Origin of the sequence: Stenotrophomonas sp. (genome assembly GCF_032066555.1) — a bacterium.
GTDB lineage: Bacteria > Pseudomonadota > Gammaproteobacteria > Xanthomonadales > Xanthomonadaceae > Stenotrophomonas.
This window is the reverse complement of record NZ_DAMBKV010000001.1, coordinates 169,041-181,426: the sequence shown is the minus strand read 5'-3', so window position 1 is coordinate 181,426 and position 12,386 is coordinate 169,041. Positions and strand designations below refer to the sequence as shown.

General features: G+C 64.6%; 13 protein-coding genes. 10 read left to right on the top strand and 3 right to left on the bottom strand.

The window, feature by feature from the left end:
- Positions 1-200: 200 nt before the first annotated feature.
- The 10 genes from pstS (at position 201) to rnt (ending at position 8,691) form a co-directional block, all read left to right on the top strand.
- The gene (pstS, locus tag RT131_RS00805) at positions 201-1,289 is read left to right on the top strand and encodes a phosphate ABC transporter substrate-binding protein PstS (protein WP_313169417.1); all 1,089 of its coding nucleotides are present in this window, start codon (positions 201-203) and stop codon (positions 1,287-1,289) included.
- 324 nt (positions 1,290-1,613) lie between these two features.
- Positions 1,614-2,585 carry a phosphate ABC transporter permease subunit PstC gene (gene pstC, locus RT131_RS00800; RefSeq protein WP_313169416.1) on the top strand — a complete coding sequence of 324 codons (972 nt, stop codon included), beginning with the start codon at positions 1,614-1,616 and terminating at the stop codon, positions 2,583-2,585.
- Positions 2,585-3,448, top strand: coding sequence for a phosphate ABC transporter permease PstA (gene pstA / locus RT131_RS00795; RefSeq protein ID WP_313169414.1), 864 nt, complete (start codon positions 2,585-2,587; stop codon positions 3,446-3,448). Before pstC ends, pstA begins: the two co-directional genes overlap by 1 nt.
- Before the next feature lie 31 nt (positions 3,449-3,479).
- Complete coding sequence (gene pstB, locus RT131_RS00790; RefSeq protein WP_282272926.1) at positions 3,480-4,310, top strand: phosphate ABC transporter ATP-binding protein PstB; 831 nt, start codon at positions 3,480-3,482, stop codon at positions 4,308-4,310.
- Between the two features lie 155 nt (positions 4,311-4,465).
- Positions 4,466-5,173: a phosphate signaling complex protein PhoU gene (phoU, locus tag RT131_RS00785; protein ID WP_282272928.1), complete on the top strand. Its 708-nt coding sequence runs from the start codon at positions 4,466-4,468 to the stop codon at positions 5,171-5,173.
- Between the two features lie 205 nt (positions 5,174-5,378).
- Complete coding sequence (locus RT131_RS00780; protein ID WP_313169411.1) at positions 5,379-5,771, top strand: RcnB family protein; 393 nt, start codon at positions 5,379-5,381, stop codon at positions 5,769-5,771.
- Between the two features lie 139 nt (positions 5,772-5,910).
- Positions 5,911-6,276, top strand: coding sequence for a hypothetical protein (locus RT131_RS00775; protein WP_313169409.1), 366 nt, complete (start codon positions 5,911-5,913; stop codon positions 6,274-6,276).
- Positions 6,277-6,313: 37 nt separating this feature from the next.
- On the top strand, positions 6,314-7,132 hold the full coding sequence (locus RT131_RS00770; RefSeq protein ID WP_313169407.1) for a DUF692 domain-containing protein: 819 nt from the start codon (positions 6,314-6,316) through the stop codon (positions 7,130-7,132).
- Positions 7,125-7,892, top strand: coding sequence for a putative DNA-binding domain-containing protein (locus RT131_RS00765; protein WP_313169405.1), 768 nt, complete (start codon positions 7,125-7,127; stop codon positions 7,890-7,892). The genes RT131_RS00770 and RT131_RS00765 overlap by 8 nt, the downstream gene beginning before the upstream one ends.
- A gap of 154 nt (positions 7,893-8,046) precedes the next feature.
- A complete protein-coding gene (rnt, locus tag RT131_RS00760; protein ID WP_313169403.1) occupies positions 8,047-8,691 on the top strand; it encodes a ribonuclease T in 645 nt (214 codons plus the stop codon).
- 10 nt (positions 8,692-8,701) lie between these two features.
- Here the strand turns inward: rnt and RT131_RS00755 are convergent, their stop codons facing one another.
- The 3 genes from RT131_RS00755 to RT131_RS00745 form a co-directional block, all read right to left on the bottom strand.
- Positions 8,702-9,871 carry a GGDEF domain-containing protein gene (locus RT131_RS00755; RefSeq protein ID WP_313169401.1) on the bottom strand — a complete coding sequence of 390 codons (1,170 nt, stop codon included), beginning with the start codon at positions 9,869-9,871 and terminating at the stop codon, positions 8,702-8,704.
- 202 nt (positions 9,872-10,073) lie between these two features.
- Positions 10,074-11,483, bottom strand: a complete 1,410-nt coding sequence (locus RT131_RS00750) for an ATP-binding protein (protein ID WP_313169399.1) — start codon at positions 11,481-11,483, stop codon at positions 10,074-10,076.
- Positions 11,480-12,205: a response regulator transcription factor gene (locus RT131_RS00745; RefSeq protein ID WP_313169397.1), complete on the bottom strand. Its 726-nt coding sequence runs from the start codon at positions 12,203-12,205 to the stop codon at positions 11,480-11,482. Before RT131_RS00745 ends, RT131_RS00750 begins: the two co-directional genes overlap by 4 nt.
- Positions 12,206-12,386 lie beyond the last annotated feature (181 nt).

Genomic DNA, 12,386 nt, shown 5'->3' with positions numbered 1-12,386 from the left:
GGCACTACAGGGCATTGCCGGAAAGCCCCAACTCCGGGGGCAACTCGTGCCTTACAGGGCGCCAACCGCCCAGCCGATGGCCATTGATTCTGTGAGCTTTTTCAGATTTTTTTCACGATGTAATCAGGCTGTAACAAAAACATCATTTCATAGCCGCATCCGCCGGCGCTGCCGGCATTTCTCCCGCTATGGAGTGACGCATGAAGCTGCACACGACCGGTCTTGCCGCCCTCTCGCTGGCCATCGCCCTGGGCCTGTCGGCCTGTGGTGACAAGGGTAACCAGGCCGCCGCCAACCCGGACGCCGCAGGTGCCGCTGCACCGGCCGCTGGTGACAAGGTTGCCGTCGAGATCTCCGGCGCCGGCGCATCGTTCATCTTCCCGCTGGTGTCCAAGTGGTCGGCCGACTACAACGCCGCCACCGGCGCGAAGATCAATTACCAGTCGATCGGCTCCGGCGGCGGTATCGCCCAGATCAAGGCCGGTACCGTCGACTTCGGTTCGTCGGACAAACCGCTCTCCACTGAAGAACTGGCCCAGGCTGGCCTGGGCCAGTTCCCATCGGCAATTGGCGGCGTGGTGCCGGTGGTCAACCTTGAAGGCCTGCAGCCGGGCCAGCTGCGCCTGACCGGCCCGCTGCTGGCTGACATCTTCCTGGGCAAGATCAAGACCTGGAACGACAAGGCCATTGTCGATGCCAACCCGGGCGTAACCCTGCCCGACACCAAGATCACCCTGGTGCACCGCTCCGACGGTTCGGGCACCACCTTCAACTTCTCCAACTACCTGTCCAAGGTCAGCGGCGAGTGGAAGGACAAGGTCGGCGAAGGCACCTCGGTGCAGTGGCCGGACGGCGTCGGCGGCAAGGGCAACGAAGGTGTTGCCTCCTACGTGCAGCAGATCAAGGGCTCGGTCGGTTATGTCGAGCTGGCCTATGCCCTGCAGAACAACATGCCGTATGCCTCCATGCAGAACGCTGCCGGCAGCTGGGTGCAGCCGACCGCTGAGACCTTTGCGGCGGCCGCTGCCAGCGCGGACTGGGCCAATGCCAAGGATTTCAACCTGGTGATCACCAACGCACCGGGCGCCAATGCCTGGCCGATCACCGCCACCAACTTCATGCTGATGCACAAGCAGCCGAAGGACGCCAAGCGCAGCGCCGACACCCGCGCCTTCTTCAAGTGGGCCTTCGAGAACGGCCAGGCACAGGCCAACGAGCTGCACTACGTGCCGCTGCCGGCGGAGCTGGTTACCCAGATCGAAGCCTATTGGGCTGCTGAGTTCAAGTGACGCAATGACGCGGGCGCACCGCAGGTGCGCCCGCCTTTGTCATTGCGTCATCCCCGCGCAGGCGGGGATCGCTCGTGATTCTGCTTTTGTTGTTGCTGTTGCTGTTGCTTTTGTTCCTGCGCTTGCCGTTGAAGTCAGACGCAACATCAACGACAAGAGCGATGACCCGACATTCGTCGGTTGAAAACCCCGCCTTCGCGGGAATGACAGCTTGAAAGCGATCCCCGCCTACGCGGGAATGACGAACAAAAGCAGAAACGACGGCTCCCCCCTCCAACGAGGGATTGATATTTCACCGCATCCACCTGGGCCCCTGCCGCTGCCATGAATGCCATTGCACCGTCCCTAGCATCCGCGCCCACCTCACGCGATCTGCGCGATGCACGAAACGACCGGCTGTTCCGCTGGTTCCTGATCGCCACCGTGATTTTCGTCCTGGTCGCCCTGGCCAGTGCCGCCCTGTCCATGCTCTGGGGTGGCCGCCATGCGCTGCAGGAGCAAGGCCTGAGCTTCTTCTACTCCTCCGACTGGAATCCGGTGGAGAACAAGTTCGGCGCATTGGCGCCGATCTACGGCACCATCGTCACCGCCCTGATCGCCATGCTGATCGCGGTGCCGGTGAGCTTTGGCATCGCCTTCTTCCTCACCGAGGTGGCGCCGCGCTGGTTGCGCGGCCCGGTCGGCACCGCCATCGAACTGCTGGCCGGCATCCCCTCCATCATCTACGGCATGTGGGGCCTGTTCGTGCTGGTGCCGGTGATGACCGAATACGTCACCCCGTTCCTCAACGATCACATCGGCCCACTGCCGGTGATCGGCGCCTTGTTCCGCGGCCCGCCGTTGGGCATCGGCATGCTCACCGCCGGCTTCGTGCTGGCGATCATGGTCATTCCCTTCATCTCCTCGGTGATGCGCGAGGTCTTCCTCACCGTTCCCACCCGCCTGAAGGAATCGGCTTATGCGCTGGGTTCCACCAAGTGGGAAGTGAGCTGGGACATCGTCCTGCCCTATACCCGCTCGGCGGTGATCGGCGGCGTCTTTCTCGGCCTGGGCCGAGCGCTCGGCGAAACGATGGCGGTAGCCTTCGTGATCGGCAACAGCGTGCGCCTGACGCCTTCGCTGCTGGAGCCGGGCACCACCATCGCCGCGCTGATCGCCAACGACTTCGGCGAGGCCACCGAAACCTACCGCTCGGCCCTGCTGCTGCTCGGCTTCGTGTTGTTCATCGTCACCTTCGTAGTGCTGGCCCTGGCCCGCCTGATGCTGATGCGCCTGTCCCGCAAGGAGGGCAACTGATGTCCGCTTCCGCTGACTCCCTGTACCTGCGCCGCCGCGTCGTCAACAGCGTCGCATTGCTGATGGGCTGCGCTACCGCTTTGTTCGGTCTGTTCTTCCTCGGCTGGATCCTGTGGACGCTGCTGTCCAAGGGCTTGCCGGGCATCAACATCGACCTCTTCACCAAGATGACACCCCCGCCGATGCAGCAAGGCGGCCTGCTCAACGCCTTCTTCGGCAGCGCGGTGATGTGCGCGCTGGCCATTGCCATTGGCACGCCGCTGGGCGTCGCTGCCGGTACCTGGCTGGCCGAGTACGGCAATGCCCGCAAGGCCGGCACGGTGGTGCGCTTCGTCAATGACATCCTGCTGTCGGCACCGTCCATCGTGCTCGGCCTGTTCGTCTACACCCTGTACGTGATGCAGACCGGCGGCCAGTTCTCGGCCTTTGCAGGTGCGCTGTCGCTGGCCTTCATCGTGCTGCCGGTGGTGATCCGCACCACCGACGAAATGCTGCGGCTGGTGCCGGTGCAGATGCGCGAAGCCGCACTGGCCTTGGGCGTACCGCAGTGGAAGGTGATCATGCAGGTGCTGTACCGCAGCGCCATGGCCGGCATCGTCACCGGCATCCTGCTGGCCCTGGCCCGCATCTCTGGCGAAACCGCGCCGCTGCTGTTCACCGCCTTCGGGAACCAGTACTGGAACAGCAATGTGATGCAGCCGATGGCCTCGGTGCCGGTGGTGATGAACCAGTTTGCCGGCAGCCCCTACGAATCCTGGCAGGTGTTGGCCTGGGCAGGTGCCCTGGTGCTGACCGTGTTCGTCCTGCTGGTCAGCCTCTCCGCGCGCGGCCTGCTGCTGCGCAACCGCATCTCGAACGACTGAACTTAAACGATTGATTGCCATGGACCTTCCCATGAACGACCTCAGCAACGCCGTCCCGATGCAGCGCATCAACGTGCCCGCCGCCAACCAGTCGCTGCACACGCCGGCGCCGGTCAAGCTCGCTGCACGCGGCCTGGACTTCTACTACGACAAGTTCCATGCGCTGAAGAGCATCAACCTGGAGATTCCGGAAAAGCGTGTCACCGCGCTGATCGGCCCCTCCGGTTGCGGCAAGTCCACCCTGCTGCGCATCTTCAATCGCATCTACGCGCTGTACCCCAAGCTGGAAGCGCGCGGTGAAGTGCTGCTGGACGGCGAGAACATCCTCTCGCCCAAGTACCCGATGAACCGCCTGCGTTCCAAGGTGGGCATGGTGTTCCAGAAGCCGGTGCCGTTCCCGATGACCATTTTCGAAAACGTCGCCTACGGCATCCGCCACCACGAGAAGCTGTCCAAGGCCGACATGGCCGTGCGCGTCGAGCAGGCGCTGCGCCAGGGCGCGCTGTGGGACGAAGTGAAGGACAAGCTCAACCAGAGCGCGCTGGGCCTGTCCGGTGGCCAGCAGCAGCGCCTGTGCATCGCCCGCGCCGTGGCGCTGCGCCCGGATGTGCTGCTGCTCGACGAGCCGACCTCGGCACTGGACCCGATCTCCACCAGCCGCATCGAGCAGCTGGTCGAAGAGCTGAAGAACGATTACACCATCGCCATCGTCACCCACAACATGCAGCAGGCAGCGCGTGTGTCCGACTACACCGCCTTCATGTACCTGGGCGACCTGATCGAGCACGACCGCACCGAGACCATCTTCTCCAACCCCTCCAAGCAGCAGACCGAGGATTACATCACCGGTCGCTTTGGCTGAGGCTGGCGCAGGCGGACCGTGACGCGGTTCGCCGCCCGCTGGATGCCTGGCCATGGACGGCCGGGCCGCACTCCGAAGCCAGATGTACGCCATGGATGGCAACGCAGCTACCGAACGAATGCAGTCCCACCCGAACCGTCTCCAGCGAGCATTCCATGAATCTTCCCAACGACCACATCGTCAAGAGCTATGACGAAGAACAGCAGCGACTGGTAACCGAGATCGTGCGCATGGGCGAAATGTCCGTTGCCCAGCTCGAAGCCGCGCTGGACGTGATCGAACGCCGCGACGAGAAGGCCGCGCAGCGCATCGTCGCCAACGACGAGGCCATCGACCAGCTTGAGCAGCAGATCAGCCACGACGTGATGCGCCTGGCGCTGCGTGGGCCGATGGCCCGCGACCTGCGCGAGATCCTCGCCGGCCTGCGCATCCCTGCCGACATCGAGCGCATCGGCGACTATGCCGCCAACGTCGCCAAGCGCTCCATCGCGCTTGCCGCGGTGCCGCCGCTGCCGCAGATCCAGGGCGTGCGCGCACTCGGCCGGCTCGCCGCGCAGCAGGTCCGCCGCGCGATGGAAGCCTATCGCGACAACGATGCCGAGGCGGCGCTCAGCCTGCGCGCCGACGACGCGCGTCTGGACGCCCAGTACACCGCGCTGTTCCGCGAGCTGCTGACCTACATGATGGAAGACCCCCGCAACATCACCCCATGCACGCACCTGCTGTTCATGGCCAAGAACCTGGAGCGTATCGGCGACCACGCCACCAACATCGCCGAGAACGTCTGGTTCCTGGTACACGGTGATGCGCCGCTGCCGCCGCGCGAGAAGCGCGACGAAACCAGCACCGTCGATCACGCCTGATCGAGGGTTGTCCGGCCGCTGCCTGCATGCGCAGCGGCCGCGCTGCCATCCGCTCCGCATCAGCCCGCTGCACCTCGTCGTGGCGGGCTGATACAGACGGGTACAAAGCGACACCCTGCAGCCGGTGTTTTTAATCAGTCATTCACGCATTTTTTTCGAGCATGGACTCGTCCGCAGCACTCCCGCCGCGCACTGAGGAATTGCCATGAAGCGTATCGCTGCCACCCTCCTGGGTCTGTCCCTGTTCGCCTCCGGTGCCGCCCTTGCCGGCCCAGTGCAGGATCGTGACCGCGACGACATTCGTCGCGACAAGTCGGCCCACAGTGCTGACCAGCACGCCCAAGGCCATCGCACCAGCACACCTGCACCGGCCGCGCACAACGGCGCCCGCCACGCCTCCAGCAACAGCGCGCACCATGTCCCACGCAAGGGCGAGCGCCTGGCACAGAACCAACGTGGAAACCGTATTGCCGATTACAGCAGGCATGGCCTGCGCAAGCCCGGGCACGGCAACGAATGGCGCAAGATCGATGACCGCTATGTGCTGATGGCAGTTGCCACCGGGCTCATCATCGATATCGTCAGCGGCCATCGCTGATCACCATCGCCAGCTGAACCAACACGGGCCCCAAGTGGGCCCGTTGCCATTCCAACGATGGCAAGGCCACGCCATTGCGTTGAGCCGCTTGCTAAGCTCCAGCCTCCCCCCGGCCCAACCACCACCGGAGACACACGCAATGGCCATCGACATCCGCAAGTCCACCACCCTCGCCCTTGGCGCCGCCCTGCTCGGCGGCATGGCAGCCCCTGCTTTTGCCATGACCGACCTGGCCCAGGGCTATGCCCTTGGCGCCGGCGCCCAGACCCCGCCAACCGCCGAAGCACAAGCCGCTACCGCTACTGCACAAGGCACCGACGCCGCCGCCAAGCAGAAGGCCGAGGGCAAGTGCGGCGAAGGTAAATGTGGTGAAGGCAAGTGCGGTGCCGACAAGGACAAGCCCAAGACCGATACCGCCAAGGCTGACAGCGAAGCCGCTGCAGGCGCGGACAAAGCCACGGCCGAAGGCAAGTGTGGTGAGGGCAAGTGTGGCGGCAAGCACTAAGCCCGGCACACCCGCGCGCCACACGCCCGACCAGCGCATGCCTGCCCAGGCCAGCGCTGGCCTGGGCCTGCGGCGCTCGCTGCTCGACGCCTTGCAGGCGGCACCGGCCGGCGCATTCGACTTTCTCGAATGCGCCCCGGACAACTGGATCGGCGTTGGCGGCAGTCTGGGCGAAGCGCTGTCGGCACTGTCGCAGCGGCACCCGCTCAGCTGCCACGGCCTATCGCTGTCATTGGGTGGACCGGCCCCACTGGATGTGGAGTTCCTCGCACGGACACGGCGCTTCCTCGACCAGCACCAGGTCGCGCTGTACAGCGAGCACCTGAGCTGGTGCACGGATGATGGCCATCTCTACGAACTGCTGCCGCTGCCTTTCACTGCCGAAGCCGTGCAGCATGTGGCGGCACGCATCCGCCAGGCCCAGGACATCCTCGGCCGTCGCATCGCCGTGGAAAATGCCTCCTACTACGCTGTACCTGCGGCGGACATGGACGAGGCGGACTTCATCAACGCCGTGCTGGACGAGGCCGATTGCGACCTGCTGCTGGACGTCAACAACGTCTACGTCAACGCCGTCAACCACGGCTATGACGCGCGCGCCTTTCTTGCACGCCTGCCCTCACAACGCATTGCCAGTTACCACGTTGCCGGCCATCACGACGAAGCCGAAGACCTGAAGATCGACACCCATGGCATGCCGGTCAAGGGCGATGTCTGGGCACTGCTGGCCGATGCCTACACCATGCATGGCGTGCGCCCCACCCTGCTGGAACGCGACTTCAACTTCCCGCCACTGCCTGAACTGCTTGAAGAACTGACACGTATCCGCCAGTTGCAGCAGGCCGCCCATGGCTGAGTCACTACGCGAACTGCAGATGCGCTTTGCCGCGCACCTGCGCGACCCTCAGCAGCATGCCGCACCGACCGGCATCAACGACGCACGCCTGCAGGTGTACCGGGAGCTGTACTTCAACAATATCCAAAGCCTGCTGGCGGCCAATTTCCCGGTGATCGCACGCAGCCTGGGCGAGCCGCGCTGGCAACAGCTGGTGCGCGATTTCTGCCGTGAGCATCGAGCACATACGCCCTTGTTCCCGGAAATCGGCCAGGAGTTCATCGCCTTCCTGGACCATCGTCCGCTGGATCCGCAGGCAGCATGGCTGCTGGAGCTGGCCCACTACGAATGGATCGAACTGGCGCTGAAGATCAGCGACGAGCCGCTGCCAGCGCATGATCATGAGGGTGACCTGCTGGCGGGCAGCCCGGTCTGTTCGCCCTGCTGCCGGGCACTGGCCTACCAATGGCCGGTGCATCGGATTGGTCTGGAATATCAGCCCAACGAGCCACCGCTGCAGCCGACCTTTTTGCTGGCCCGGCGCGGGGCGGATGGCGCCATCGTGTTCTCCGAACTTTCGCCGATGCTGTACCGCTTGCTGGAAAGGCTGGAGCAGTTTCCCGCGCTCAGTGGGCTTGAGCAGCTGCGGGAGTTGGCGGTTGAGGCGGGTACAGAAGCTGACGAGGAGTTCATCCGCAATGGCGCTGCGATGCTGGAGCAACTGCGGGACAAGGGCTGTCTGCTGGGCATCTGGGCCTCCTCGCTTGGGCCGAAGGCGTAGGGAGGGTTGGGGAGGCCCTGTAGAGCCGAGCCGTGCTCGGCTGAGGCATTACCGGTAACGCCCCTGCCGAGCACGGCTCGGCACTACAGGCTCTCACGGCATTTGCAGGCGCTTGCTGACACGGCCGCTTGACCCGCTCTGCTACCCTATTGCGATGAATGAATCCGCAGAACCCACGCTTCACCGCCCCGCTTTCACGCCGATGGCGCAACGCTTCCGTGGCTTCCTGCCGGTAGTGGTGGACGTGGAAACGGGCGGCTTTGACTGCAATCGCCATGCGCTGCTGGAGATCGCCGCCGTGCCGGTGGAGATGGACGAGAACGGTCTGCTCTACCCGGGCCAGACCGCCAGTGCACATGTGATCCCGGCCGAAGGCACCGAAATCGACCCCAAGTCGCTGGAAGTCACCGGCATCGTGCTCGACCACCCCTTCCGCCTGGCCAAGCCCGAGCGCGAGGCGCTGGAGCACGTGTTCGCACCGGTGCGCGCAGCGATGAAGAAGTACAACTGCCAGCGCGCGATCCTGGTCGGCCACAACGCGCACTTCGACCTGAACTTCGTCAACGCCACCGTCGCCCGCAGCGGCCACAAGCGCAATCCCTTCCACCCGTTCAGCGTATTCGACACGGTGACCCTGGCAGGTGTGGCCTATGGCCAGACCGTGCTGGCCCGCGCGGTACAAGCTGCCGGCTTTGAATGGGATGCCAGTGAGGCGCACAGCGCGGTGTACGACACCGAGCAGACCGCCCGCCTGTTCTGCAAGATCGTCAACGCCTGGCCGCCCGCACCTGGCCGCTGATCAATGACACTCAGGCTGCGCAGGTACGTGCGCGGCCTTCTTTCTTCGCCCGCGCCAGCGCATTCTTGGCGCGCTGGTAGAACAACACCGGCGCCTGGTCCTGCTCGCCGAGTTGCACCACACCAGCACTGAAACTGACCTTGATATCGCCAGTCTCGTGCCCGCCCCACTCCGCATACTGGCCAAACAGGCGCTGCAGCCGTTGGCAGGCAATCTCGGCTTCCGGCAAGGCGGTATCGCCAAGCAACACGGCGAACTCCTTGTTGCCCAGCCGTGCCGGCATATCCGAGGCACGCAGGCTGCGCCGCATCAGATCACCCACCTCGCACAGCACCAGGTCGCCGACCGCACGCGACCATTCGGCATTGATCTGCTTGAGATGATCGATGCTCAGCACCACCAGGCTCAGCGAGCGCCCCGTGCGCCGCGCTGCCGCCATATCACGTGCCAGCGCGTCATCAAACGCGCGGCGGTTGGGCAGGCCGCTGAGATCGTCCTCATTGGCCAAGCGCTCGAATGCGTCGGCCTGTTCACGAAGCTTGTGTTCAAGTTCCGCCTTTTCCAGCAAGGCCGCTTCCAGCCGCGCGTTCTGCTGATGCAGCTGATCTGACCGGGCATGTTCCTGCGCTGCCAACTGTTGGGCCTGACCACGTTGTTGCTTGAGCTGCAGTGCCAGCCACAACACGCCCAGCAGTAACAGTACGCACAGGCCGATGAGCAAACCCGGGAGCGGCAATACTGCCAATTGCGGGGCTGGCAAAGACACTTTCGCGGCGCCTTGCGCGCAAGCGGGTGCGGTGGCAGCTGCCACCACCAACAACAGCGCTGACTGGCGTAGATCTGCAAGGACGCTCGCCCTGCCCCACCGCGCGCGCAGCCCCCGGTTCGACCGGGTGATCGGATTGTTCCCTGCTGCCATCATTCGTGCCCCAAGCTGATCTGCGGATACTAGCAAACCGTCGGGAGCTTGCAGGAACCAAGACTGCCCCCCGCCCGGGATTTTCGCTGGAGTGTGATTGGCAGTGTGAAAGCTTGTCGAGCCGATGACACCAAAGCCGAAGCGGCAGCGTTTGCAGGAGCGGCATAAGCCGCGAAGCTGGGTTTCTGGCAGATTGCAGCTGGAGCTTTCTGCGCTCGACAGGCCATTGGTGGTTTGCTGTTGGCAGCGCTCCGGAAGCATTTGTGGCTTCGCGGCTGACGCCGCTCCTACGAAACCCGGCAATCCTGATCCGCTCAATTTTGTGGGAGCGGCGTAAGCCGCGAAGCCGGATATCTGACCGATTGCAGCTGGAGCTTTCTGCGTTCGACAGGCCATTGGTGGCTTGCTGTTGGTGGCTCCGGGGGCATTTGTGGCTTCGCGGCTTACACCGCTCCCACAAACATCACCGGTCTTGGCTGTTGGCTGGCCACTGCGGCGATTCCCACCGAACGATGGCTTCCAGGCCACCTTCGGGGTGATTGCGCAGGGTCAGGCGGGCACCGTCTTTTTCAGCCAACGCACGGGCGATGGTCAAGCCCAGGCCGGCGCCGCCGGTCTCGCGCGAGCGCGAGGTCTCCAGGCGCAGAAATGGGGTGAACACAGCCTCCAATTCGTCCGCAGCCAATCCTGGCCCGCTGTCACGCACCCGCACCTCGACAGCATCGCCATCGCGGCGCGCGCTTACATGCACACTGCGGCCATACTTCACCGCGTTGTCAACCAGATTGGAGAACAAACGCCGCATCGCCAACGGCCGCAGCATCATCACCGCACCGCTCCCTTGCTCCAGCACCGCGTCATGACCGGACTCGGCGGCGTCCTCGACCACGCTTTCCAGCAGTGAGTCCAGGTCCAGCGCCGCGCGTTGCTCGGCGCTCTCGGCGCTGCGGGCGAGCTCCAGTCCTTCACGGATCAAGGCCTGCATCGCGGCAAGATCGCCGATCAGGCGCTCGCGCAATGGCTCGTCCTGAACGTTTTCCAGGCGCAGTCGCAGCCGCGTCAGCGGCGTCTGCAGATCATGAGTGATCGCCGCCAGCATCTGCGTGCGTTCGCCCAGGTGCCGCTGCAGGCGCTTCTGCATGGCATTGAAAGCTTCGGCGGCGCGCTGCACTTCCAATGGCCCGCTCACCGGCAGGGGTTCGCGCTGCAGGTCATGCCCAAGCTCGGTGGCGTGATTGGCCAGCCGCTGCAAGGGTGAACTGGCGATGCGGGCAACCACATAAGCGAGCAGGCCAATCGCCAATACCAGCAGCGACAGGAACCAGGGGTCGAATGCCGAAGCGGTGCGTCGTGCCACCGCCGGGTATTCCAGCGCCAAGCGCAGCGGTGTGCCATCGGTGAGCGTCAATTCCACCAAGCGGCAGCGCGGCGGGGTGAACGCAGGGTCGCGATCACGTGAATGCTGTGGCCGCGGCCCGCGCCCGGGCGGCGGCAGGAATTCCGGCAACGGCGGCATGCAAGCGCGGAAGCTGCTGGCACGCACGTGCGCGCTGGCAACTGCGCCACCGCGTGCGCTCAGCACCGCCATCAGTGCCTGATCCACATCACCGGTGCGGAACTCGCCTTTCACCTCACGCACGCTGGGTCCGCCCACCGCCAACAGGCGGCTGCGCAGCTCCGGGTTGCCGTCCAGCAGATTGACGAAGCCCTGCAGGCGGTCGGCGATACGGGCAAGGTTCTGCCGCTCGAATTCCTGCTGGCGGCGGCTCTCGGCCAGCAGCGTGGCACCTATGGCGGCCACCATCATGCCGACGAGCAGGATGACGAACAGCCGCCCCGCCATCGACGACAGGAACAGACGCAGCCGCTTCATTCCAGCGTCACCGCACTGGCGAACACGTAGCCCTCGTTGCGTACCGTCTTGATCAGGCCATCGGCCCCGCCGTCTCCCAGCTTCTGCCGCAGGCGGCTGATCTGCAGGTCGATGGCGCGGTCCTGGGATTCATAGCTGCGGCCGCTGCTCAGCGACACCAGCTGCTCGCGCGACAACACCTTGTTGGCATGCCCCACCAGCACCCGCAACAGGCGGAACTCGGCGCCGGACAGCATCACCACGCGCTTGGCCGGGTCGATCAGATGGCGATGCTCGAGGTCGAACACCCAGCCGGAGAACACCGCCCTACGCATCGCCAGTGGCTCAAGGTTGGCCGGTAGCGCCTCGGTACGACGCAGCACATTGCGGATGCGCGCCAGCAGCTCGCGCGGCTCGAAGGGTTTGGCCAGGTAATCGTCCGCGCCCATCTCCAGACCCAGAACGCGGTCAATCGGCTCGCTGCGCGCGGTCAGCATGATCACCGGCGTGGTCGAGCGCACGCGTAGTTCGCGGCACAAGGCCAGGCCATCTTCGCGCGGCAGGTTGAGGTCCAGCACGATCAGGTCAATGTGCTCGCGCGCCAGCACCTGGCGCATCTGGTTGCCATCGGCCGCCGTGCTCACCGCGTAGCCTGCCCGGCCCAGCTGTTCGGCCAGCAGGTTGCGGATGTCACTGTCGTCGTCTACCACCAACAAGCGGTGCAAGGTCTGTTTTTCCGTCATGGCTCAATGATCCATGCTAGCGGATCGTCGTGCGCGCCCGTGCATGTATCCACGAGTATCAACACCCACGCTTGATACACAGCGACACATGGCTGGCTGAACCTGATACACGCCGACACATACTGTGCCTTGAGGCTGAACAGGGCGCTGACCACACTGGCATCAACGCCGCACGCTGCGG

Bases quoted from the DNA above. Each gene is read 5' to 3' on its own strand.
- pstC (WP_313169416.1), top strand. From the start codon at position 1,614: ATGAATGCCATTGCACCGTCCCTAGCATCCGCGCCCACCTCACGCGAT.
- pstA (WP_313169414.1), top strand. From the start codon at position 2,585: ATGTCCGCTTCCGCTGACTCCCTGTACCTGCGCCGCCGCGTCGTCAAC.
- RT131_RS00780 (WP_313169411.1), top strand. From the start codon at position 5,379: ATGAAGCGTATCGCTGCCACCCTCCTGGGTCTGTCCCTGTTCGCCTCC.
- pstS (WP_313169417.1), top strand. From the start codon at position 201: ATGAAGCTGCACACGACCGGTCTTGCCGCCCTCTCGCTGGCCATCGCC.
- RT131_RS00770 (WP_313169407.1), top strand. From the start codon at position 6,314: ATGCCTGCCCAGGCCAGCGCTGGCCTGGGCCTGCGGCGCTCGCTGCTC.
- RT131_RS00755 (WP_313169401.1), bottom strand. From the start codon at position 9,871: ATGCTTCCGGAGCGCTGCCAACAGCAAACCACCAATGGCCTGTCGAGC.
- RT131_RS00775 (WP_313169409.1), top strand. From the start codon at position 5,911: ATGGCCATCGACATCCGCAAGTCCACCACCCTCGCCCTTGGCGCCGCC.
- RT131_RS00750 (WP_313169399.1), bottom strand. From the start codon at position 11,483: ATGAAGCGGCTGCGTCTGTTCCTGTCGTCGATGGCGGGGCGGCTGTTC.
- rnt (WP_313169403.1), top strand. From the start codon at position 8,047: ATGAATGAATCCGCAGAACCCACGCTTCACCGCCCCGCTTTCACGCCG.
- pstB (WP_282272926.1), top strand. From the start codon at position 3,480: ATGAACGACCTCAGCAACGCCGTCCCGATGCAGCGCATCAACGTGCCC.
- RT131_RS00765 (WP_313169405.1), top strand. From the start codon at position 7,125: ATGGCTGAGTCACTACGCGAACTGCAGATGCGCTTTGCCGCGCACCTG.
- phoU (WP_282272928.1), top strand. From the start codon at position 4,466: ATGAATCTTCCCAACGACCACATCGTCAAGAGCTATGACGAAGAACAG.
- RT131_RS00745 (WP_313169397.1), bottom strand. From the start codon at position 12,205: ATGACGGAAAAACAGACCTTGCACCGCTTGTTGGTGGTAGACGACGAC.